Source organism: Lawsonibacter sp. JLR.KK007 (assembly GCF_036941135.1).
GTDB lineage: Bacteria > Bacillota > Clostridia > Oscillospirales > Oscillospiraceae > Lawsonibacter.
Map to the genome: position 1 here is coordinate 127509 of NZ_JAYWSY010000002.1, position 19030 is coordinate 146538.

The following is a 19030-nucleotide window of genomic DNA, read 5'->3' on the forward strand; positions in this document are numbered from 1 at the left end:
ATTATTCAAGAATAGAGATAGGGGTAGGCATTGCCTACCCCTATTTCTATTTGCGTACATATTTTAATAAAAGCGATTGTATGTAATTACGATTTAGCTCGGGCTCGTATGCTGATTTCCAATCCTTGTTCGCTAAAATTTCATCCAGAGAAATTATCTCTCCGTTCTTAATTTTTTCACACAAGATTACATAGTTTGTTTCCCGTAGCATACGCTCTATATCTCTTTTTTGATACATACATGCTAATTTCCATTCCTTATTTGCTATGATTTCGTCCAAAGAAGTTATCTCTCTGTTCTGAATTTTATCACATAAAGCCGAACAATCTTGCTTTGCTAAGTCTGCCATACATCTGCCTTTGTCTTTCAGTTTTTTCGCATACACCGGATTTTTCAATAGTTTACGATATTCTTTTATACCGCGCAATTCATTGTATGCAATTTCCTCCCTGTCTAGTTTTGCGATTGCTTCCCGAAAAAGGCGGTCAAGCGATTTCCCACCATTTTTCGTCACGAAATCCCTTCCCTTTAGCCAGCTTTCTTTATTCTCATTGTAACGCTCCATATAATCAGTTCCGGCAAGGGTTACAACATCTTCGGGGGCATACTGAATCTTGTTTTCATACTTGATGTGCGTCAGGTATGACAAACTGTTAGGGTAACTGTACCGGCCCGGGCGGGGCTTTTCGATAACTTCCGGGGGAACGCCGATATATTCCGCAATTTCTTCCAGTGTGGCCCCGTGCGAGGGTTCAAGTCTTGCAACAATGTGATAGTGCGGTTTGGTGGCATCAGTGCTATTGTGGTATTCTTTCGACTTTGAATCAGCCTTTTTCTCGCCCTTGTGTTCTATAGCGTACATTTCCTTTACCTTCACGCCGTTGTCCTCTAAACGCTTTTTAATGACTTCGGCAATTGCTTTGCAGTCCCCTAATGCGGCAAGCTCTTTTTCCGGCCAGTTGTAATGCGCAGGGTCATAATCACTTGCAAGCATAAAAAAGGATAAATTAGCATTTAATCTCGCCATTTTTTGCCTCCTTATAATGTTTTGAATTTTTACTGTGGATTGGTTTCCCCTACCGCCGGGGAAACCAATCCATATCGTCCTGTTGATTTTCTAACTGCTTCTGTGCTTCTTCTTCATCCCTTTTTTTGAGCATCATTTTCAGCTTCGCCATGCCGCTTAATGTATCTGTCTGCGGGGCTGTCGCGCTCTGTGTGGGCTGTTTCGCTTCGGGGATACTATTTTCCCCTTCGGTCCTCTCTGCTGCCGTAGACGGCGTTGTAGGGGGTTGCTGCGCGGGGCTGGGTACTTCTGCTCTAATATCCTGTTGCAATCCGCGAATCACGGAATCAACCTTGTTTCTCACCGTCTGGACATCCACGGACTTTATTACCGGGGTATGTGTCATTTCTGTGTTCCATCCGCTCTGTGAGAAGGCGGGCGGATCGTCCTTGCTTTCCGTTGCATGACTGCGCTGCTCTGCCATCCGCAACCGCTCTTTGGCCTTTTCGTCCAGTTTTTCCCGCAACGCTTTCACCCCATAGGCATCACCCAAGGTATAGGAACGCGCTTTATACTTCCTGTCCGCGCCCTCCATGTGGTCCGGAACGTCCACAAGTTCATAGGAAATATACTTGTCATGCTGCCGAGAAGTACCATACCGGGCCTTTACTCCTTCATCCTCCAAGGCTTCCAGAAAATCATCCTCAGAAGTTGCGTTCTCCATGGCAATTCGAATCCGCTCGCGCAAATCGTCCTTCCAGATATACGCCGCCGCGCCGCCGTTCTCTGCGGCATCCTCGTTTTCTTCCTCTAACGCACGTTCCGTCTGTGTAAACTTGTCCTTCGCCTTTTTGCCGTTGTCCAGCGTGATATGCCTACCCGCTACCCGGTTGAAGTTCTCCTTGACATATCCAAATTTCGTCTGCTCGTCCGTACAGCCTTTATATTCCATGCTGTCAACATTACTAACAAGGATATGGACATGCAGCTTTCCGCCTTTCCCGTCATTCTGTACGAAAATAGCGGCTTTCCGATTGGGATAGGCTTCTTCAATAAACTCCTGCGCCATTTCCAACGCCAAATAGGCAGAATCTTCGCCCTGTGGGTTAAGTTCCTTTTCGCTGAACGATACAACGATTCTCCGCACCTGATTTTTGTTCCTGCCGGAAGCCCGCTCCCATTCCTCGGCCATTTGATTTTCAAACGGTATCACGTCATCAGGCAGCATACCCACGCCGCCAATGAGCAAATTCCGCTTTGCGTGTCCGTTGTGGCCTCGTCCGTTTCCTCTCGCATATTGGATAGCGGCTCTTCCGTTTCTTGTGTGGGAAATTCTGGTATATGCCATAATGTTTGCAAATTCCTCAATCTGTGTATCAAACCTGTCCATGATTCCATTGATTGTTTCCGGGGAAAAACCTTTGCATTCTTCCACAATAGACTGCCGTATGTTCGCCAACTCCAGAACGCTAATTTTTCCTTCGGCAAACTTGTTTTCCAGATGCTTAAGCCTTGTCTGTTGGTTGTAATTTACGCCGATTCGGCGAAGCTCTGTCCTCATGCCGGAAAGTTCAGTGTAGATGTTGCCAAGCAGTTCTTTTATGGTTTCGCCCTGTTCCCCGTCTACATACTGCACCCCGTCAAGATACTTTTTCCAACTATCATCAAGAAGACGTCTTATAATCTCCGCTGTGGAGCAGCCGCCGCTTTTCGCCAGATTGTCAATTTTTTCTTTCTCCCTGAGCGGTAGCCGGATTGTAACCTGTATCAGCTCGTTTTCATCTTTCATGTAGTTTCCTCCATTTCTGAATTTAAGCGCAAAAAAGCCTGACATTCCTCTCTGTGAAATGTCAGGCTTACAAAGACAAAAACACCCAGCGTTTGACATTAACAGAGAAATTATCTGGTTTCTTCGCAATTATAACTCTGTAACTGTTGTTTGCTAGTCAAACTCTGTAACTGTTGTTTGTGATTGAAAACTATGTAATTGTTGTTTGTGATTAAAACACATAGCGGAGTTCCGCTCTTGACATGTGCGGCCTTGTGTTAGTCGGAAGCAAACCCCGTATGTTCGGAATTGTTGTCTGCCGCTCCCGCCGCAAACAATAATTCCTCTCGTGATTATCCTACCACACAATCCCGCGCATGTCAAGAGCCCAAAAGCGAGCGCAAGTAACTGGTTTAGAGGCGCGCCTCTCAAACCCTACTTGCCGGGGGACACGTACCGTTTCCCCTCGGAACCCCTTCTTTTGCGGAAATGCCCTATTGCATTTCCTTGTCAAAACATATATAATAATAGCGGACAACAAAAAAGGCAGGCCGGAAGGGTGCTGGTAACACCCGTCCGGCCCTATGCAGGAGAAATGGCCTCTCCCACACAGCAGATATAACTGCGCCCGTTTTTCATTATACCCCGTTCCATGCGTTTTATCAAGGGGGAGAATGTGGCTGTGCGCTTGTTAGCGGTGTAGGGAATTTGAAATCCCTGCGCCGCTTTTGTTGTCTCACACGGGAAAGCCTGTGGGGGCCGGGAATGGAAGTACCACCCCCAACGGCTGAACCGTTGAGACAGTTGAACCTACCGTCTGGCGCGGCGGTTCAAAATACAAACAAGTGCGAGGAAGAAAATATGAAAAGAAAAACAATGGCGCTCATGTTGGCACTGTCTATGTGCCTATCCTTACTGTCTGCCTGTGGTTCTGGCAACACGGCAACGGATGATAAACCACCCGAATCCGAGAATGTTGTCAGTTCCACAGAGCAGCCGGAGGAAAGCGAAAAGCCGGAGGAATCCAAGGAGCAGCCGGAAGAATCCGAGGAACCCAAGGAGGAAGAGCCGGAGGAATCAGAGGACCCAAAAGAGGAAAGCAATGTGGGAACGGAACTTCTTGCGCTTTTGCAGGAGGAATGGAATAATGGCTTTGTCGAGGGCGAGGGGCCGAGACATACTTATTATGATGCTACCGATAGAAAAGCCTTTATCCATAACGGAGTTGTCTATATACACGGTGTAGAAGGTTATGGCGGTGTAGACGTCTTTTGTTCTTATGACATTGCCACAAAAGAATTCAAGGAACTTGTTTCACCGGATACAATCGGCTGGGGTCAATGGTCTCTTCATTTTATGGACGGCAATTTTTATTTTATGGGATTTACGTTTGGGGATGGTGAGAATTCCGTAGGGGCAAGAATGTATGATTGTAACGGCACAGCTCTTACAACTGCTTATCTCGGCGATCTATCCTATTATTTTTTTGAAAAGGGCATTTTAGCACAAAGCATGTGGGGCAACACCTTTTCCTTTTTGACCCATAATCTTGAGGAAGTGACCGAGATTCCCGCCCCACAGCGTGAAGTTGAACATGGACTGAAAGAGGATGTGTATTTGGGTATATACAACATGTTCGCTGCTGACGGGACAGCATATGCGCGGGGTGATGAATCTCATCTTTACCGTTTCAACGCAGATACTTGCGAATGGGAAGATACGGGCAATGTTTCGGACTTTACGAATCAAGTCGGTAGTTTTTGCGGGAAATACGTCACACGGAGAGACGGCATTTATGACTATGCCGCAGGGGAGCAGGTTTTGGAATATGGGGAATTGTATCCCGCTGTAAGTGAATGGGGGCATGATAATCTTTGCTACTTTGGGGGAGACAAATACCTTGGTGTTAAAGACAGTGAATACAGATGGGTAAACTTAAAGGATTTGAGCATGTCTGACCCGCTGCCATTCCCGGATGTACACAGAAGCAATCTCGTCATTTTGGATGACACCTATTGTGTATATGAAGACCAGTATGGCTGGTTCCTGTGGAATTACAACACAGGTGAAGAAGAAACGATTGTGATGTTTGAACAGTAAGCCGCACCCGCGCTCATGTGGACGCAATATGTCAATCTAACTTATTCACAAAACGTTAATGAATATACCGTCAAAATAGCTTGACAAAAAGTTATTTTGACGGTATAATTTTATTGTCAGGATAACTATAGTTTGTTTGATGATTGGAGGTGCTTTTGTGGGGAACTATTACAGCTATATGCGGATTTCTACCGACACGGAGCGGCAGAACTTCGGCAGACAGGAAAAAGCTCTAAAGAAGTATGCCGAGGAAAAGGGCATTGAATATCTGATTGAATTTGCGGAAGAAAAGTCTGCAAAGAATTTCACGGACAGAAAGCAATTTAACAAGCTCGACAAGCTATTGCAAAGCGGTGACACGGTTGTTTTCAAGGATTTATCCCGGTTTACACGTGAGGCCGAGAACGGCTACAAGAAGTATATGGAATGGCTTGAACGGGGCATAAACATTATTTTTCTGGACAATCCCACCATATCAAGCGACTATATCCGGCAAATGATGAATACAGCAGAAAGTCAGGATTTAGTTACAAAGACCGCTATGGAAGGTATTATAAAGCTGCTTTTGATTGTGGAGCTTGACAGGGCGGAGCAGCAGAGGCGTTATATCTCAAAGGCTATAAAAGACGGTATCGCGGCAAGCGACAAGGGAAGCGGACGTAAAAAAGGCTCGCTGGATAAAATGACCGATGAATTAAGACGTGATTTAGAGCTTTACATGCACGACAGGACAATTACACAAAAAGCCGTTATGGAAAAGCATGGTATTAGCCGGAACACGCTAAAGAAGTATGTAATGAGGCTTGCAGAGGGATAAAGCGGGGGTAGCACAGGGGCGAAAGGCTGTCAAGGCACCGGCTTCGCCTCGCCTGCGGCGGCCTTGACAGCCTTTCACCCCTGTGCTCTTGTGTAATCAAGAGGTGTTGACACACCTCCGGCCAAAGAGGCCCAGCAGAAATTTTGAGACATACGAAAACCACCAAACAGGAAAGGAGCGAATTACAATGGCTAACAAAATGAAAGAGTTCAAGCGAAATCCGGGAAATATCGCCTTTTGCTACTATCGTTATAGCTCTGACGCACAACGGGACGTTTCCATTGACCAGCAGCGGCAAGCGGCCCATGAGTACGCAGAAAAACACGGCTATATCATTCCCCCTGGCTGTGAATTTGAGGATAGAGGTATCACGGGAACTACAATAGAAAGACCGGGATTGCAGCACATGCTTTATGAGGCAAAGCATAAACGCCCCGCCTATTTGATTCTCTGGAAGCTCGACAGGCTTTCCCGTGAAATACATGATTCATTTTTTATTGACGCACAATTACAAGATTCGGGCGTTCAAATCGTTACTGTAGGTGAGCCGCTTCCAGATGATAGCCATATGCGCTATGTGATACAGGCGTTATATGCTTCTATGGCGCACAACTTCATTGAGAACCACCGCAGCAACGTTATGAGAGGGCAAAATTTTAACGCTGAAAATGCATTGTATAACGGCGTAAAAATTTTGGGTTATATTGGGAAGCCGAATGAAAAGTATGAAATTGACCCGGAAACCGCGCCGATTGTTCGGAAAATCTTTACTAATTATGTGGAGGGGAAACCCCTTCAAAAAATAGCGAATGAGCTAAACGAAAGCGGGCTTAGGAGTATTCGGGGCAATAAATTTGTTGTGAACTCGCTAAATATGATACTTCGAAACAGGGCGTACATAGGCGAATATAGATGGGGTGAGCATGTCATACCGGGCGGAATGCCTCAAATTATTAGTGTTGAGCTGTTTGACGCTGCCGACAAGAAGCTAACAAAGAATAAGCGGGGCGGCACAGGTGCGGCGAGGAAGTTAAACCCAGAAGAAACTGATTTCTGGCTCACAGGTCATATATATTGCGGTGAATGTGGTGCCACTCTTCATGGTATATCTGGGACGAGTAAAACCGGGAAAATCTACTACTATTATTCCTGTTTGAATCACCAGAAAAAAGCGTGTAAAATGGGAAATCAGCGAAAGGAGAAACTTGAAACAATCGTAAGATATACCCTTGACCGAATACTTGAAGATTCTACATTAAGGCTAATTATCGCAAAGCTGTGTTTCGACTATTACGCAGATAGCAAAAGTGATGATAAGGGGGCATATCTGGAATCACTGAAAAGCAAGCTGAAAGACGTTGAGGGCAAATTGCAAAACTTTGTAAAAGCCATTAGCGCGGGAATTTTCAATGAAACAGTCCAAGAGGCCATGAACGAATTAGAAGGCCAGAAGCGTATGTTGAAAGAGCAGATTGAAGCGGAAGAACTTCGGGAAAAGTACGATATAAAACTTAATGATATTGTGAAATTCTTCGAGAGCTTTGTTGGGAATCTGGATGATAAAAAGCTGAGGGAATATGTCCTTGACATTTTTGTTGACAAGATATATGTTTATAAAGAGAGAATGGTTATCACGTTCCATTTCACTGATGATAAGCAGGAATTGTCTTATGAAGATACTCTTGAAATGATAGAGAATCACAGGTATCTAATGGATTGCGTGAATGACCCGGAAGCACATGTTGAAGACAATCCGGTTGCAGCAAAAATGAGGGAAAGCCTTATCAGTGTGGGAGGCACAGACCCCAATTTTTTTCCGTAAAGGGTTCGAACACTTTTGGGTTGATTCCACCATGATAAAAGCCTTGTGCCGCAACAGGTACAAGGCTTTTTCTGTGCTTATTTTTGGCTGTTTTCCCTTATGTTTTCCCTTTACAGATTGGAAATGCCCTTAATGTACTGTTCCATTCGGTCAGCGCTGGCCTGTTTCATCTCCTCTGTGACATGCCCATACACGTCCAGCGTAAAGGCAGCGGCGTGGTGGCCCAGATTGCCCTGGACAGTCTTGATATCATCCCCAGCCCGGAGGGACGCAACTGCAAAGCTGTGCCCTTATGGCATAATAAGGACAAATCGGAAAACCCTTGTGTTGCAACGGGTTAGCGGTTTGTCCTTATTCTTTTTCCACTAAAAACGGCCCTCAAATGGGGCCTGCGGGAGGGGGTGAAAAACCAAGGCTGCACTTAAAGGACAAATTTTTCAGACCACGAAGGAGGTTAAAATGGGAGCCTGGGGCATCACCGTAAGGCAAAGTGACGATGGCCTAGACCTGCTGGACACTATTGTGGCAGAACAATTGAGAAACGTAAATTTTACTGTTTTCAATGTGTCGGAGGCCATTACACTTTTGAACCAAACCATTCAAGAGGAAATCGAGCAATACAAGCAGAAGCCGCCGTCGAAGATCACAGATTTCTATATCAGCGAAACGCTTATGCACGACTTTATCAATGCGGCACTTCTTGTTGCAGAGTGTCTCTACGACTATTATCAGACCGGTGAATTGGTCGTCTATGATTATATCGGTGAGAACTACGATCCGGTTGAGTACCATATCAAAAACTTCATTGTCACAGAAAATGATTTGCCGTCCCTTTTGACAGAGCTGGAAAACGTCCAGAACCCGGAGCATTGGAAATATCAGGGATGGGCGAACGAGAAAATCCTTCAGCAGTGGCTGGCGCATATCCAGTCTGTCCAGCAGACCTTAAAAGAACACACATAGGAAGGAGGCCCAGCATGGCAGATTTACAGGCGGCGCTTTCGGAGGCTGTCAAGCTGAACCGGAGCATTTCGCAGTTTCTCAAATTCTCTACCTACACGGACTATGACGATCTGAGCGGCCTTGACATTGATTTTACCGATGGCGAGCAGCTTCTTCTTTGGGAGGAACTGCGGCGCATCACGGACAAGCTGGCGGACGTGGAGGAATACATTTCCTACCTTAACCGGCCCATCACGGAGGTCAGCCGTCTGCGGAAAGGGACCGCCGGGAAGTACCGCACGGCGAAGGGCCGCTACTACGATTGTTGCAGCAGCATCGAGGCCCTGGTAACGGACGAATACCACGATGTCCCCTACTGGACCCGGACTACCGTGGAACACAACGGAGAGGACTACTACCTCGTTGGCTACAAGGGCCTCCCCATGGAGGGGCTGCGCGTCCGTGTGAGATCGGCAGCATAATCCATCAGAGAAGCCCACCCGCAACTGACTAGGCCTTGTTTGAAAAATAGCAAGGAGTAGGCTAAATCAACAAAATAGCAATAGAAGCCAAGTAAACGAAGGCAAGAAAAGAAGCATCTAACTTGTCATATCTGGTGGCAATTCTGCGAAACCATTTAAGCTTTTGGAAGAAGCATTCAACCAAATGGCGCTCTTTGTATAACCACCAATCTACCGGCCATGGCTCAGAAACATTGCTCTGCGGCGGGATCACATAGCAGGCTCCTTGTTCTGAAATGTAAGTTCGAATATTCTTTGCCCCATAAGCACGATCTGCCAATACATTACTACCTCTGATCGTGACCTTTTCCAGCAGTTCAACGGCATGGACTGAATCATGGGCATTCCCCGCAGACAGCATAAATTCAACCGGGTTCCCCAGCCCGTCCACAATTGCGTGCAGCTTTGTATTTAACCCACCTCTGGTTCGCCCAATTGCCTTATTCGCCGTTTTTTCCCCCTCCATTGGCGCTTTCGTGAACCTTAACGCAAGTAGAGTCCAAACTCAGATTTTCCATATCTGCATCTTCGGACAAGGCGTGAAATATCGCTTCCAATGTACCATCATCCCGCCATTTGGCAAATCGGGCATAAACGGACTGCCAGGGGCCATACACCTCCGGCAGTTCCCGCCACTGCGCTCCGCTGCGGGCAATCCATAGCATTCCATTGAGCATTTTTCGGTCTTCTTTCCGAGGCCGGCCTCGTTTCCCTGTCTTTGGGGGTGGAAGCACTGCTTTCACTCGTTCCCATTGTCCTTTTGTCAATTCATATCTCTTCATTCCTCTATTTTCGCACTTACCATCGATTTGTGCAATATTTATTTTTCAAACAAGCCCTAACAATCAGCTGAGGGCGAGCTTTTTGCGTTTACGAACAAACCAACAAGCGGCAGGAGCATGAGCGCCCCGGTGACTATTATGGTCGCCGGGGCGCTTTTTTGTTTCTCCGCACATTGCAAAGGAGGCAATCACCATGCCGTCAAATCTGAATCTGGACTACTACTACGGGACCGAAGCGGACCAATACAGCTTTTACCGTATCCCCAAGACCTTGCTCACCGACCCCCGGTATAAGAGCGTTTCCATTGAGGCCAAGGTCCTCTACGGCCTTCTGCTGGACCGGATGGGACTGTCAGTGAAAAACGGCTGGATGGACGGGGATAAGCGCGTCTACATCTACTTCACCCAGGAGGACGCTATGAACCTCATGAGCTGCGGGAAGGACAAGGCCACGAAGCTGTTCCGGGAGCTGGACAAGGACGGCATCGGCCTGATCGAGCGGAAGAAGCAGGGCCAGGGACGGCCCACGCGGATTTACATCAAAAACTTCATTCTGCCCCCGGAACCGGGCCAGCCCCAGCAGCCGGAACAGGCACCGCCGCCCCCGGCTTCTCAGACTGCGGAAAATCAGCAGTCAAGACCGCTGGACCGTGCCGCACTCTTGACTGCGGAAAAACCGCAGTCTGCACCGCTGGAAACGCGCGGTCAAGACGGCGGTTTTTCCGCCCCTAATAAGACTGAGAGAAAGAAAACTGAACTGAACGATACTGACCCATCCATCTTTCCCCCTACCCTCGCCGTCGCAAGCTCCGCATCCTTCGCTTCGCCGCAAGCGGCAAAGCTCACTCGCTGCGCTGCTCCGTCTCTCCCCACCGCAAACGCTCCGCTGGTTTGCGGCGGGGACTCCGGTCGGCCCAAGAGCCGGATGAGGATAGATGAGATGGATAGATACCGAGAGCTGATAAAAGAAAATATCGACTTTGACCTCCTGCTCCAAGAGCATCCCTACGATGAGGAAACGCTGGAGGGCTATGTGGAGCTGATGGTGGAGGTCTGCTGTTCCCGGCGGGACTTCATCCGCATTGCTGGCGAGGAAATGGCTATCGGTGTGGTTAAGAGCCGGTTCCTGAAGCTGAACCATGAGCATATCGCCTATGTTCTGGACAGTCTGAGCCAGAATACCACGCTGGTAAAGAACATCAAGGCGTACACCCTAGCTGCGCTCTACAACGCGCCCACAACCATCAGCCAGTATTACGCATCCCTGGTCAGTCACGATCTGGCCCAGGACGCCGCTGGAATATAACAACTGGACAGACGAAGGAGGATTTTCTGTATGGCAAACAAAATCGACATTCTGGTGATAGAACCCTGTGAGGCTCCCCGCCCTGCCCAGGTGGAGGATACGCTGGAAGCCTTTCAGCAGATTGTGGGCGGCCGGGTGCTATCTGCCCCAGCGGGTCATGCTGATCTGCAACGGTGAGGGCAAGAACATGAAACTCATGCCCAACCGGGAGAATCCCACGGACAGCGGGGACTTTATCGCCGGGACGTTCCTGCTGTGCGGCTTTGAGGGGGAACACTTTACCTCCCTGACCCCTGCCCAGCAGCGGGAATTTGAAGCCTACTTCGCCACGTCCGGCCCGGAAGGAGGCGATAAGGATTGACCAACCGCCATCTGCTCCGCCGCCTGCTGGTCCCGCCTTAGTAGATAGCGGCCCATGATAATTCAAAACAACGGAAGGAGGCAAAATGAGCATCAAATTTCCCAATCTAAAGCGATTCTTTTCTCTGTTCCTGGCGGCGGTGATGATGGTCAGCCTTTTAGCGGTCAACGCCCATGCCGCCAATGCCAACAAGATCACCGACTACGGCGACGCCTACGGCCATTGGGTGTCAACGCCGATATGAAATTGTAAGAAAACGCCGAAGAAATTTTGTTGTTTTTCGGCGGTAAGGGGGGGGGGGGGACAAAATCAAGCGTTTCCTTGCTCAAAAAGAGTGTTCACGATTTGCTGCTTCTGGCGCATAAATTCCTTGCGTTCTTTCAGGCGGTAAGACTCGCCCTTGATGTTGATAACGGTGCAGTGATGCAGGACACGGTCCAGGATGGCGGAGGCGATGGTGACGTCGGCAAAGACCTCGTTCCACTGGGAGAAGGTCTTGTTGGAGGTAAAGACGGTAGACGTTTTTTCATACCTTCTGGCAATCAACTGGAAGAACAGGTTTGCGCCCTGGATGTCCATGGGGAGGCAGCCGATCTCGTCGATGATAAGCATCCTGTACTTGGCGAGAACCTTGAGCTTGTCCGGCAGACGGTTCTCAAAATGAGCCTTTTTCAGCTGCTCAATAAGCTGATGGCAGTTGATGTAGCAGGTGGAAAAGCGATGCTGTGCCGCCACAAGGCCCAGGGCGGAGGCCAGATGGGTCTTGCCCACGCCGGGCGGGCCAAGGAAGACCACATTCTCCCCGTTTTCCAGGAAGCGCATGGTGGCCAACTCATCGATCTGACGCTTGTCGATGGAGGGCTGGAAGGAGAAATCGAAGTCGTCCAAGGTCTTCTTGATGGGGAAGCCAGACATCTGGATCTGCTTCTCATAGGCCCGTCTCCGCTTGGATTTGGCTTCTTCTGAGAAAATGTGATCCAAAACCTCCACAATGTTGAGCTTGTCCGCCACCGCCCGTTCCAGGTAATTGTCCAGAATCTCCAGGGTGTTTTTCATCTTAAGGCTTTCCAGGTTTTCCCTCAGCCTGTCCATAGTAAATTCACTCATACAGCACCTCGTCATATCTGGATAAATCAGAGGGCTTCAAGGGGAAATCTATCACTTTGCCCTGTTCCAGCAGAACATTTTCCGCATCTATTGTCTGTTTCAGCGTAAGCCTTCTATAATGCTGAGGATTGACAACCATGTCCTTTCTCTGATACGATATTCGGTGCAGAGCGATCTGCTTTCCCTCGTAATACGCAGCCAGCATACTGTCGAGGGCCACGACTGCCACATCTTTGCCGATATACTCCGCTGGCACGGAGTACTGATTGCCGGCGTACGAGATGAGGCAGTCTTTTTGTACTCGCCTCAGGTTGATTTTGTCGATAATGTACTCGCGGGAGAGAGGGCTCAGCCCCTCTTTTTTCAACCGCTCAAAGGGAATCTCGTTGGTGGTGGCGTGGACTTTCCCATTGACCTTATTGCACCAGGCCAGGGCCTGTCCGTTCAAGTCCGCCAGACTGTTGTACTGGATCCCCACCATGAAATTATCTCTGACAAACTGAACCGTCCGCTCCACTTTCCCCTTGGTCTGACCCCGGTAGGGCCGGCACAGAATTGGCTTGAATCCATAGAATCCCGCGAAGTCCTCAAACTGCCGGTTTAGCGTGGAGTCCTCCTGCTTCAAAAGCCGCTTGATGACTACCTGCTTTTGGATGGCTCTTAGCGGCTTTGCCGCTTAGAGCCATCGCATCCCCCTTGCGGGGACATGTTATCATACAGAATCTCCTCCGGGTAGCCTCCGAAATACCGAAACGCGTTCTGATGGCACCGTATCAACGTGTTTGTGCTCATATCCGTTACGAACTCGATGTACCGCATCCTTGAGTACCCCAGTATCATGAGAAAACAGTACAGTTTTTTCCACTTCCCATCCTCGTACACCAGGTGATCCTCGAAGAATCCCCAGTCCATCTGCCCTTGCTTTCCTGGCATCGTCTCAAACCGCACCGTTGCCTTCTCATTCAAGTCCATCTTCCGGCTGCTCACATACGCCTTGACAATACTGTAACCTCCGTCAAACCCCATCTTCCGTGTCAGCGCCAATGATAAAATGAAAGAAAACGCCGAGGAAAAAATGTAGTTTTGTGGCGGAGAGGAGGGAAAAAAGATAGACTTCCAATCAGGGCGAGAAAGAGCCCGGAAAGGGAGTCAGGAAATGAAAGGAGCACAGTGGATGGATATCCGAAGCGACAGACAAAAAGGGCTGAGCTATGTGGAGCTGGGCCGGAAGTACCACATGGACCCGCGGACAGCAAAGCGGTACGCGGAATCGCCGCAGAAGCCGGAGTACACATTGAGCGAACCCAAGCCAACAAAGATGGACCCGTACAAGCAGATCGTGGACGAGTGGCTGGAAGAGGCGCCGTATTCAGCGCTGCGGATCCTGGAGAAGCTGCGGGAGATGGGATTTGACGGGGGCTACAGCATCGTCAAGGCGTATGTGAGCAGCCGGAAGATGGACTTGAATGAGAAAGCAACAGTGCGGTTTGAGACGATGCCGGGGAAGCAGGGGCAGATGGACTGGGGATTCTTCGAGGATCACCTGGTATACGAGGACGGAAAGTGGAAGAAGCTGTATTGCTTTCTCATGATTCTGGGGTATTCGCGGATGCGGTATATCGAGTTCGTAACGGATATGAGCACAAACACGTTGATACGGTGCCATCAGAACGCATTTCGGTACTTTGGAGGATACCCTGAGGAGATTCTGTACGATAACATGTCCCCGCAAGGGGGATGCGATGGCTCTAAGCGGCAAAGCCGCTAAGAGCCATCCAAAAGCAGGTAGTCATCAAGCGGCTTTTGAAGCAGGAGGACTCCACGCTGAACCGGCAGTTTGAGGACTTTGCGGGATTCTATGGATTCAAGCCCATCCTGTGCCGCCCCTACCGGGGTCAGACGAAGGGGAAAGTGGAGCGGACGGTGCAGTTTGTCAGAGATAATTTCATGGTGGGGATCCAGTACAACAGTCTGGCGGACTTGAACGGACAGGCCCTGGCCTGGTGCAACAAGGTCAATGGGAAAGTCCACGCCACCACCAGCGAGATTCCTTTTGAGCGGCTACAAAAAGAGGGGCTGAGCCCTCTCTCCCGCGAGTACATTATCGACAAAATCAACCTGAGGCGAGTACAAAAAGACTGCCTCATCTCCTACGCCGGCAATCAGTACTCCGTGCCAGCGGAGTACGTCGGCAAAGATGTGGCAGTCGTGGCCCTCGACAGCATGTTAGCAGCATATTACGAGGGGAAGCAGATCGCTCTGCACCGAATATCGTACCAAAGGAAGGACATGGTTGTCAATCCTCAGCATTATAGAAGGCTTACGCTGAAACAGACAATAGATGCGGAAAATGTTCTGCTGGAACAGGGCAAAGTGATTGATTTTCCCTTGAAACCATCGGATTTGTCCAGATATGACGAGGTGCTGTATGAGTGAATTTACCATGGACAGGCTGAGGGAAAACCTGGAAAGCCTTAAGATGAAAAACACCCTGGAGATTCTGGACAATTACCTGGAACGGGCCGTGGCGGACAAGCTCAACATTGTGGAGGTTTTGGATCACATTTTCTCAGAAGAAGCCAAATCCAAGCGGAGACGGGCCTATGAGAAGCAGATCCAGATGTCCGGCTTCCCCATCAAGAAGACCTTGGACGACTTCGATTTCTCCTTCCAGCCCTCCATCGACAAGCGTCAGATCGATGAGTTGGCCACCATGCGCTTCCTGGAAAACGGGGAGAATGTGGTCTTCCTTGGCCCGCCCGGCGTGGGCAAGACCCATCTGGCCTCCGCTCTGGGCCTTGTGGCGGCACAGCATCGCTTTTCCACCTACTACATCAACTGCCACCAGCTTATTGAGCAGCTCAAGAAGGCCCATTTTGAGAACCGTCTGCCGGACAAGCTCAAGGTTCTCGCCAAGTACAGGATGCTTATCATCGACGAGGTCGGCTACCTCCCCATGGACATCCAGGGCGCAAACCTGTTCTTCCAGTTGATTGCCAGGCGATATGAGAAGACGTCCACCGTCTTTACCTCCAACAAGACCTTCTCCCAGTGGAACGAGGTCTTTGCCGACGTCACCATCGCCTCCGCCATCCTGGACCGTGTCCTGCATCACTGCACCGTCATCAATATCAAGGGCGAGTCTTACCGCCTGAAAGAACGCAAGGAATTTATGCGCCAGAAGCAGCAAATCGTGAACACTCTTTTTGAGCAAGGCAGCTGCTGATTTTGTTACCTACCACCGCCGAAAAATGACAAAATTTCTTCGGCCTTTTCTTACAATTTCATATCGGTGTTGACATTCGGACAAGTCATCCAATGCGGCACAAATGCAACGGGAAGATCGCGGCTTTCCTCTTCCGGGCGGGCAATGCGTCCGGTGATAACCTCCCCTTCGCCCGTTACAAAGCGGTCATTCCCGCCGCCTTCGATTACAAAGACGGGCGCGGGATCAACGGGCATATTCTTTCCGGCAACCGTCCTGATCCAGTCGATTTCACGCCCGCACCCCCGGCAAATGCTCATTCTGAACGCCCCCGTTCTTCTGTGGCCGCCTGCGCCAGCCACCACGCCGGATTATTCCGGCACGCCTCATTCGGGCAAGCGTCGCAATCTGTGGCGGCGCACCCCGCGCAATACTGCTTCTGGAAAGCCTGATCCCACGGGGCTTCTAATACGGGCAATTCCCGAAGGAAGGCCGCCAACACCTGCGGGCTTTCCGTGATCCGTTCATACTGTGTCACGGTCTTAACCTCCCTTCCCAGCCGTGGCCGCCGTCCGGCCCCGCCGCTTGAAATGCTCCTGAACGGTTGCTTGCGCCCGCTCCGCTTTGTAGATTTCCCTTTGCCTGCTGTCCAGCTCCCCGACGTAGCCGCGCTTTAACTCGTTGTAGATCGTCGCCGTATGCACGCCCAGCCGCGCGGCAATTTCAAGCGGGCGATCCCCGCGGGCGTGCCACACTTCGATTTTCTGCCGATCTTCAAACGTCAGGTATTTTTACCTTCCCGCCATGCTTTTTCACCCCTCTTATTGACATTTTCCGCGCTTCATGGTATAAAAAAATAAATGCGGAAGAACTCTCCCGCCCCGCTTTGGGGGCTTCGTGTTCTTTCGCATTTAATATTACAACCTACGCCGCCGAAAATTTTTTCAAAAAGGGGTTGCTTTTTTCTTCCGGACGTGGTATTATACATAAGCTGTCTGGTACAGAGTACCAATTTCCGGGTGTGGCGAAGTTTGGTATCGCGCTTGAATGGGGTTCAAGAGGCCGCTGGTTCGAATCCAGTCACTCGGACCAATGAAAGCCTTGTGGTTCTAAGAACTACAAGGCTTTTTACTTTACGCTGAATTGGAAAAATATGTAAGCAGGTCAACAATTAGGTCAACAGATGATGAAAACCATTGATTCACTGGAAAGGGTGTTATCAATGGCAAGCATTACTCCAAAGCGAAAATCTGGCAGAATCGTGTCTTACAAATTCAAAACCTGTGTGGGCAGAAATACTCAGGGCAAACAAATTTTCCGCTGCACAACATGGGTCCCACCAGAGGGGATGAAGGTCTTTCAAGCTGATAGGGCCGCTGAGAAAGCTGCCCTAGAATGGGAAGATACTGCAAGGGCTGAATATGAAAGGGAAATGGCTGCTTTGGCAATTGGCAAAAGCTACTCCCTCCCTCCTGAGAAAAGACACGATGATTTTAACAGCTTCGTTTCTGAGATTTGGCTACCTCTGCAAGTCAGGAGCGGGAGCCATAAGCCTACTACAGTAGCTTTCTTTGAGAACATGTCAAAACCTATCATGGAATATTTCAAGGGTTCTATCTTACAGGAAATCAGCCCTTTTGATATTCAAAGATACCTGACATACCTGGGGACGGACTACAGGAGCAAGCTGGGGAAGCCTCTGTCTCCAAAGTCAGTACGGCACCAACACGGGGTATTGAATCAGATATTCAGTTACGCAGAACGGCATGAGCTGATAACAAAGAATCCTATGCGGCTGGTCGACACTCCACACAAAGAGAGAAAGTCCGTAGACGCTTTAACGCCAGAGCAAGCGGCACAGTTCTTTTTGCTCCTTGAATCCTGCCCTCTGAACTTCCGCTGTATCCTCCAACTGCTAATCACTACAGGGGTACGCAGAGGGGAATGTATGGGCCTACAATGGGGAGATATTGACACACAGGCCAGTACTATTCGTATCGAGCGTAGCGTCTCCTATACCCCTCAGAGCGGCGTAGTGGTCAATACGCCAAAAACTGCTAACAGTGTTCGGACTATCCCGATTCTTCCAAGTACCTAAAAGTCAAGAGAAATTTGCAAAAGACAAGAAAGAATAGCACCTTGCATAAGTGAGGCGGGCATATTTTATGCGTTTTCACAACAAAATGACATGACAAGCCAGCCGGATGGGTCAATCCCATTCGGCTGGTACGCTTATATAGGACCGGGGCGTTACGCCGCCTGGAGCTCCTGGTCAAAGAGCATGGTGGCGGACTTCCAGCCCAGTATCTTGCGGGGGTAGTTGTTGACCCACCGCTCCGCTGCCATCACCTCCTCCTTTGTGACCTCATCAAAGTTGGTGCCTTTGGGGAAAAACCGTCTAATCAGCCGGTTCATGTTCTCATTGCTGCCCCGCTCATAGGCGCTGTACGGGTGGCAGAAAAACACAATAGTCCGCTTGCCCTTGCGCCGGTGGGACATCTCTATGCCCTCGAAGTCTTGAAACTCACAGCCGTTGTCAACGGTGATGCTCTTAAAAAGTTTATAGAACAGTTTACCAAAGCGCCGCTCCAGGCTATTGATGGCCTTGACCACGCTGGCCGCCGTGTGGTCCTCCACCAGCAGGACAATCCCCATGCGGGTCCTCCGCTCTGTCAGCACCAGGAGGGCTTGCTTGGAGCCCTTGCACCCCATAACGCTGTCCATCTCCCAGTGCCCAAAACTGCCCCGGCTCTTGACCTCCTCCGGGCGCTTTTCGATGCTCTGGCCACGGGGAGCCCTGGCCGCCTCCTTTTTGCTCTTGGCGGCGTAGTGGCGGCGGCCCTTGTCATGCAGGTGCTCCGGGGTCAGAAAGAGGAACACGTCCCCACGGTAGATGTAATTATAGACCGTATTCTCACAGATTTCCGTGTCAAACTTCTCCCCGTTGTTTCGGATTTCCGCAAGGGCGGCACCAGGGGCAAAGCCCTGGACCATGATGAGCTCCTCCAGCCGCTTGACAAGGGCATGGTCATGGCCGATTTTGAGCTCCTTGCCCTTTTCCTTGAGAAAAGCCTTATACCTGCGGTGTGCCACATCCGCACAGTAGACCTCAACATCAATGAGGTCCGTGGTGCGCTGGATGCACAGGCCCCGGCCTATTTCGTAGTAGATGGACCGCTCACACTTGCCCAGGGCGTCTGCAATGGCTTTGGGCTTAAAGCCTTTTCTCAGCATCCGCTCCAGGGTTTGCCGGTCATTGAGTGTGAAATGGGTGGCTCCTTTGTGGTTCATGT

At 49.7% G+C, this 19030-nt stretch carries 22 protein-coding genes, 1 tRNA gene and 1 pseudogene; 14 read left to right on the forward strand and 10 right to left on the reverse strand.

Annotation, left to right across the window (positions count from 1 at the left end):
* Positions 1 to 46: 46 nt before the first annotated feature.
* Both VV088_RS10320 and VV088_RS10325 read right to left on the reverse strand, forming a co-directional pair.
* Positions 47 to 1027 (reverse strand): Rep family protein, encoded by a 981-nt coding sequence (locus tag VV088_RS10320; RefSeq protein ID WP_300754181.1) that lies wholly within the window; start codon positions 1025 to 1027, stop codon positions 47 to 49.
* 49 nt (positions 1028 to 1076) lie between these two features.
* Positions 1077 to 2795 (reverse strand): relaxase/mobilization nuclease domain-containing protein, encoded by a 1719-nt coding sequence (locus VV088_RS10325; protein WP_300754179.1) that lies wholly within the window; start codon positions 2793 to 2795, stop codon positions 1077 to 1079.
* A 744-nt stretch (positions 2796 to 3539) separates the two neighbouring features.
* Between VV088_RS10325 and VV088_RS10330 the strand changes: the two genes are divergently transcribed.
* From VV088_RS10330 to VV088_RS10350, 5 genes are all read left to right on the forward strand, one after another.
* A complete protein-coding gene (locus VV088_RS10330) occupies positions 3540 to 4874 on the forward strand; it encodes a hypothetical protein (protein WP_334600603.1) in 1335 nt (444 codons plus the stop codon).
* A gap of 157 nt (positions 4875 to 5031) precedes the next feature.
* On the forward strand, positions 5032 to 5691 hold the full coding sequence (locus VV088_RS10335) for a recombinase family protein (protein WP_325295104.1): 660 nt from the start codon (positions 5032 to 5034) through the stop codon (positions 5689 to 5691).
* A 187-nt stretch (positions 5692 to 5878) separates the two neighbouring features.
* Positions 5879 to 7513: a recombinase family protein gene (locus tag VV088_RS10340; protein WP_325295105.1), complete on the forward strand. Its 1635-nt coding sequence runs from the start codon at positions 5879 to 5881 to the stop codon at positions 7511 to 7513.
* A gap of 459 nt (positions 7514 to 7972) precedes the next feature.
* On the forward strand, positions 7973 to 8476 hold the full coding sequence (locus VV088_RS10345) for a hypothetical protein (protein WP_334600604.1): 504 nt from the start codon (positions 7973 to 7975) through the stop codon (positions 8474 to 8476).
* 14 nt (positions 8477 to 8490) lie between these two features.
* Positions 8491 to 8937 (forward strand): DUF5348 domain-containing protein, encoded by a 447-nt coding sequence (locus VV088_RS10350; RefSeq protein WP_334600606.1) that lies wholly within the window; start codon positions 8491 to 8493, stop codon positions 8935 to 8937.
* A 61-nt stretch (positions 8938 to 8998) separates the two neighbouring features.
* Here the strand turns inward: VV088_RS10350 and VV088_RS10355 are convergent.
* Positions 8999 to 9758, reverse strand: a pseudogene (locus VV088_RS10355) (IS5 family transposase).
* 193 nt (positions 9759 to 9951) lie between these two features.
* Here VV088_RS10355 and VV088_RS10360 point away from each other — a divergent pair.
* The 4 genes from VV088_RS10360 (at position 9952) to VV088_RS10375 (ending at position 11669) form a co-directional block, all read left to right on the forward strand.
* Positions 9952 to 11064, forward strand: a complete 1113-nt coding sequence (locus tag VV088_RS10360) for a DUF6017 domain-containing protein (RefSeq protein ID WP_334600607.1) — start codon at positions 9952 to 9954, stop codon at positions 11062 to 11064.
* Between the two features lie 30 nt (positions 11065 to 11094).
* Positions 11095 to 11241: a hypothetical protein gene (locus VV088_RS10365; protein WP_334600608.1), complete on the forward strand. Its 147-nt coding sequence runs from the start codon at positions 11095 to 11097 to the stop codon at positions 11239 to 11241.
* A 10-nt stretch (positions 11242 to 11251) separates the two neighbouring features.
* Positions 11252 to 11425, forward strand: coding sequence for a DUF3846 domain-containing protein (locus VV088_RS10370; RefSeq protein ID WP_334600610.1), 174 nt, complete (start codon positions 11252 to 11254; stop codon positions 11423 to 11425).
* 85 nt (positions 11426 to 11510) lie between these two features.
* Entirely contained in the window at positions 11511 to 11669 is a 159-nt protein-coding gene (locus VV088_RS10375; RefSeq protein ID WP_334600611.1) for a hypothetical protein, read from the forward strand.
* A gap of 65 nt (positions 11670 to 11734) precedes the next feature.
* Here VV088_RS10375 and istB (VV088_RS10380) read toward each other — a convergent pair whose 3' ends face one another.
* Genes istB (VV088_RS10380) through VV088_RS10390 form a run of 3 tightly spaced genes read right to left on the reverse strand, consistent with a single transcriptional unit; the run spans position 11735 to position 13558 of the window.
* Positions 11735 to 12532 carry an IS21-like element helper ATPase IstB gene (istB, locus tag VV088_RS10380; protein ID WP_334600612.1) on the reverse strand — a complete coding sequence of 266 codons (798 nt, stop codon included), beginning with the start codon at positions 12530 to 12532 and terminating at the stop codon, positions 11735 to 11737.
* Positions 12525 to 13157, reverse strand: coding sequence for a Mu transposase domain-containing protein (locus VV088_RS22755; protein ID WP_442913141.1), 633 nt, complete (start codon positions 13155 to 13157; stop codon positions 12525 to 12527). The genes istB (VV088_RS10380) and VV088_RS22755 overlap by 8 nt, the downstream gene beginning before the upstream one ends.
* Before the next feature lie 35 nt (positions 13158 to 13192).
* Entirely contained in the window at positions 13193 to 13558 is a 366-nt protein-coding gene (locus VV088_RS10390) for a DDE-type integrase/transposase/recombinase (protein ID WP_334599652.1), read from the reverse strand.
* Positions 13559 to 13688: 130 nt separating this feature from the next.
* On the opposite strand from VV088_RS10390, the gene istA reads away from it, so the two are divergent.
* Genes istA through istB (VV088_RS10405) form a run of 3 tightly spaced genes read left to right on the forward strand, consistent with a single transcriptional unit; the run spans position 13689 to position 15758 of the window.
* A complete protein-coding gene (istA, locus tag VV088_RS10395) occupies positions 13689 to 14300 on the forward strand; it encodes an IS21 family transposase (protein ID WP_334600613.1) in 612 nt (203 codons plus the stop codon).
* Between the two features lie 35 nt (positions 14301 to 14335).
* Positions 14336 to 14968 carry a Mu transposase domain-containing protein gene (locus VV088_RS22760; protein ID WP_442913142.1) on the forward strand — a complete coding sequence of 211 codons (633 nt, stop codon included), beginning with the start codon at positions 14336 to 14338 and terminating at the stop codon, positions 14966 to 14968.
* Positions 14961 to 15758 carry an IS21-like element helper ATPase IstB gene (gene istB / locus VV088_RS10405; protein WP_334600614.1) on the forward strand — a complete coding sequence of 266 codons (798 nt, stop codon included), beginning with the start codon at positions 14961 to 14963 and terminating at the stop codon, positions 15756 to 15758. The genes VV088_RS22760 and istB (VV088_RS10405) overlap by 8 nt, the downstream gene beginning before the upstream one ends.
* Positions 15759 to 15808: 50 nt before the next feature.
* On the opposite strand, the gene VV088_RS10410 is transcribed toward istB (VV088_RS10405), so the two are convergent.
* Genes VV088_RS10410 through VV088_RS10420 form a run of 3 tightly spaced genes read right to left on the reverse strand, consistent with a single transcriptional unit; the run spans position 15809 to position 16522 of the window.
* Complete coding sequence (locus VV088_RS10410) at positions 15809 to 16057, reverse strand: hypothetical protein (protein ID WP_334600616.1); 249 nt, start codon at positions 16055 to 16057, stop codon at positions 15809 to 15811.
* The gene (locus VV088_RS10415) at positions 16054 to 16275 is read right to left on the reverse strand and encodes a hypothetical protein (RefSeq protein ID WP_334600617.1); all 222 of its coding nucleotides are present in this window, start codon (positions 16273 to 16275) and stop codon (positions 16054 to 16056) included. Before VV088_RS10415 ends, VV088_RS10410 begins: the two co-directional genes overlap by 4 nt.
* A gap of 4 nt (positions 16276 to 16279) precedes the next feature.
* On the reverse strand, positions 16280 to 16522 hold the full coding sequence (locus tag VV088_RS10420; RefSeq protein ID WP_334602060.1) for a helix-turn-helix domain-containing protein: 243 nt from the start codon (positions 16520 to 16522) through the stop codon (positions 16280 to 16282).
* 230 nt (positions 16523 to 16752) lie between these two features.
* On the opposite strand from VV088_RS10420, the gene VV088_RS10425 reads away from it, so the two are divergent.
* Both VV088_RS10425 and VV088_RS10430 read left to right on the forward strand, forming a co-directional pair.
* Positions 16753 to 16829: transfer RNA gene (locus VV088_RS10425), tRNA-Pro, on the forward strand.
* Between the two features lie 130 nt (positions 16830 to 16959).
* Positions 16960 to 17835: a tyrosine-type recombinase/integrase gene (locus tag VV088_RS10430; protein WP_334600618.1), complete on the forward strand. Its 876-nt coding sequence runs from the start codon at positions 16960 to 16962 to the stop codon at positions 17833 to 17835.
* 152 nt (positions 17836 to 17987) lie between these two features.
* On the opposite strand, the gene VV088_RS10435 is transcribed toward VV088_RS10430, so the two are convergent.
* On the reverse strand, positions 17988 to 19028 hold the full coding sequence (locus VV088_RS10435; RefSeq protein WP_334600619.1) for an IS30 family transposase: 1041 nt from the start codon (positions 19026 to 19028) through the stop codon (positions 17988 to 17990).
* Positions 19029 to 19030: the final 2 nt, after the last annotated feature.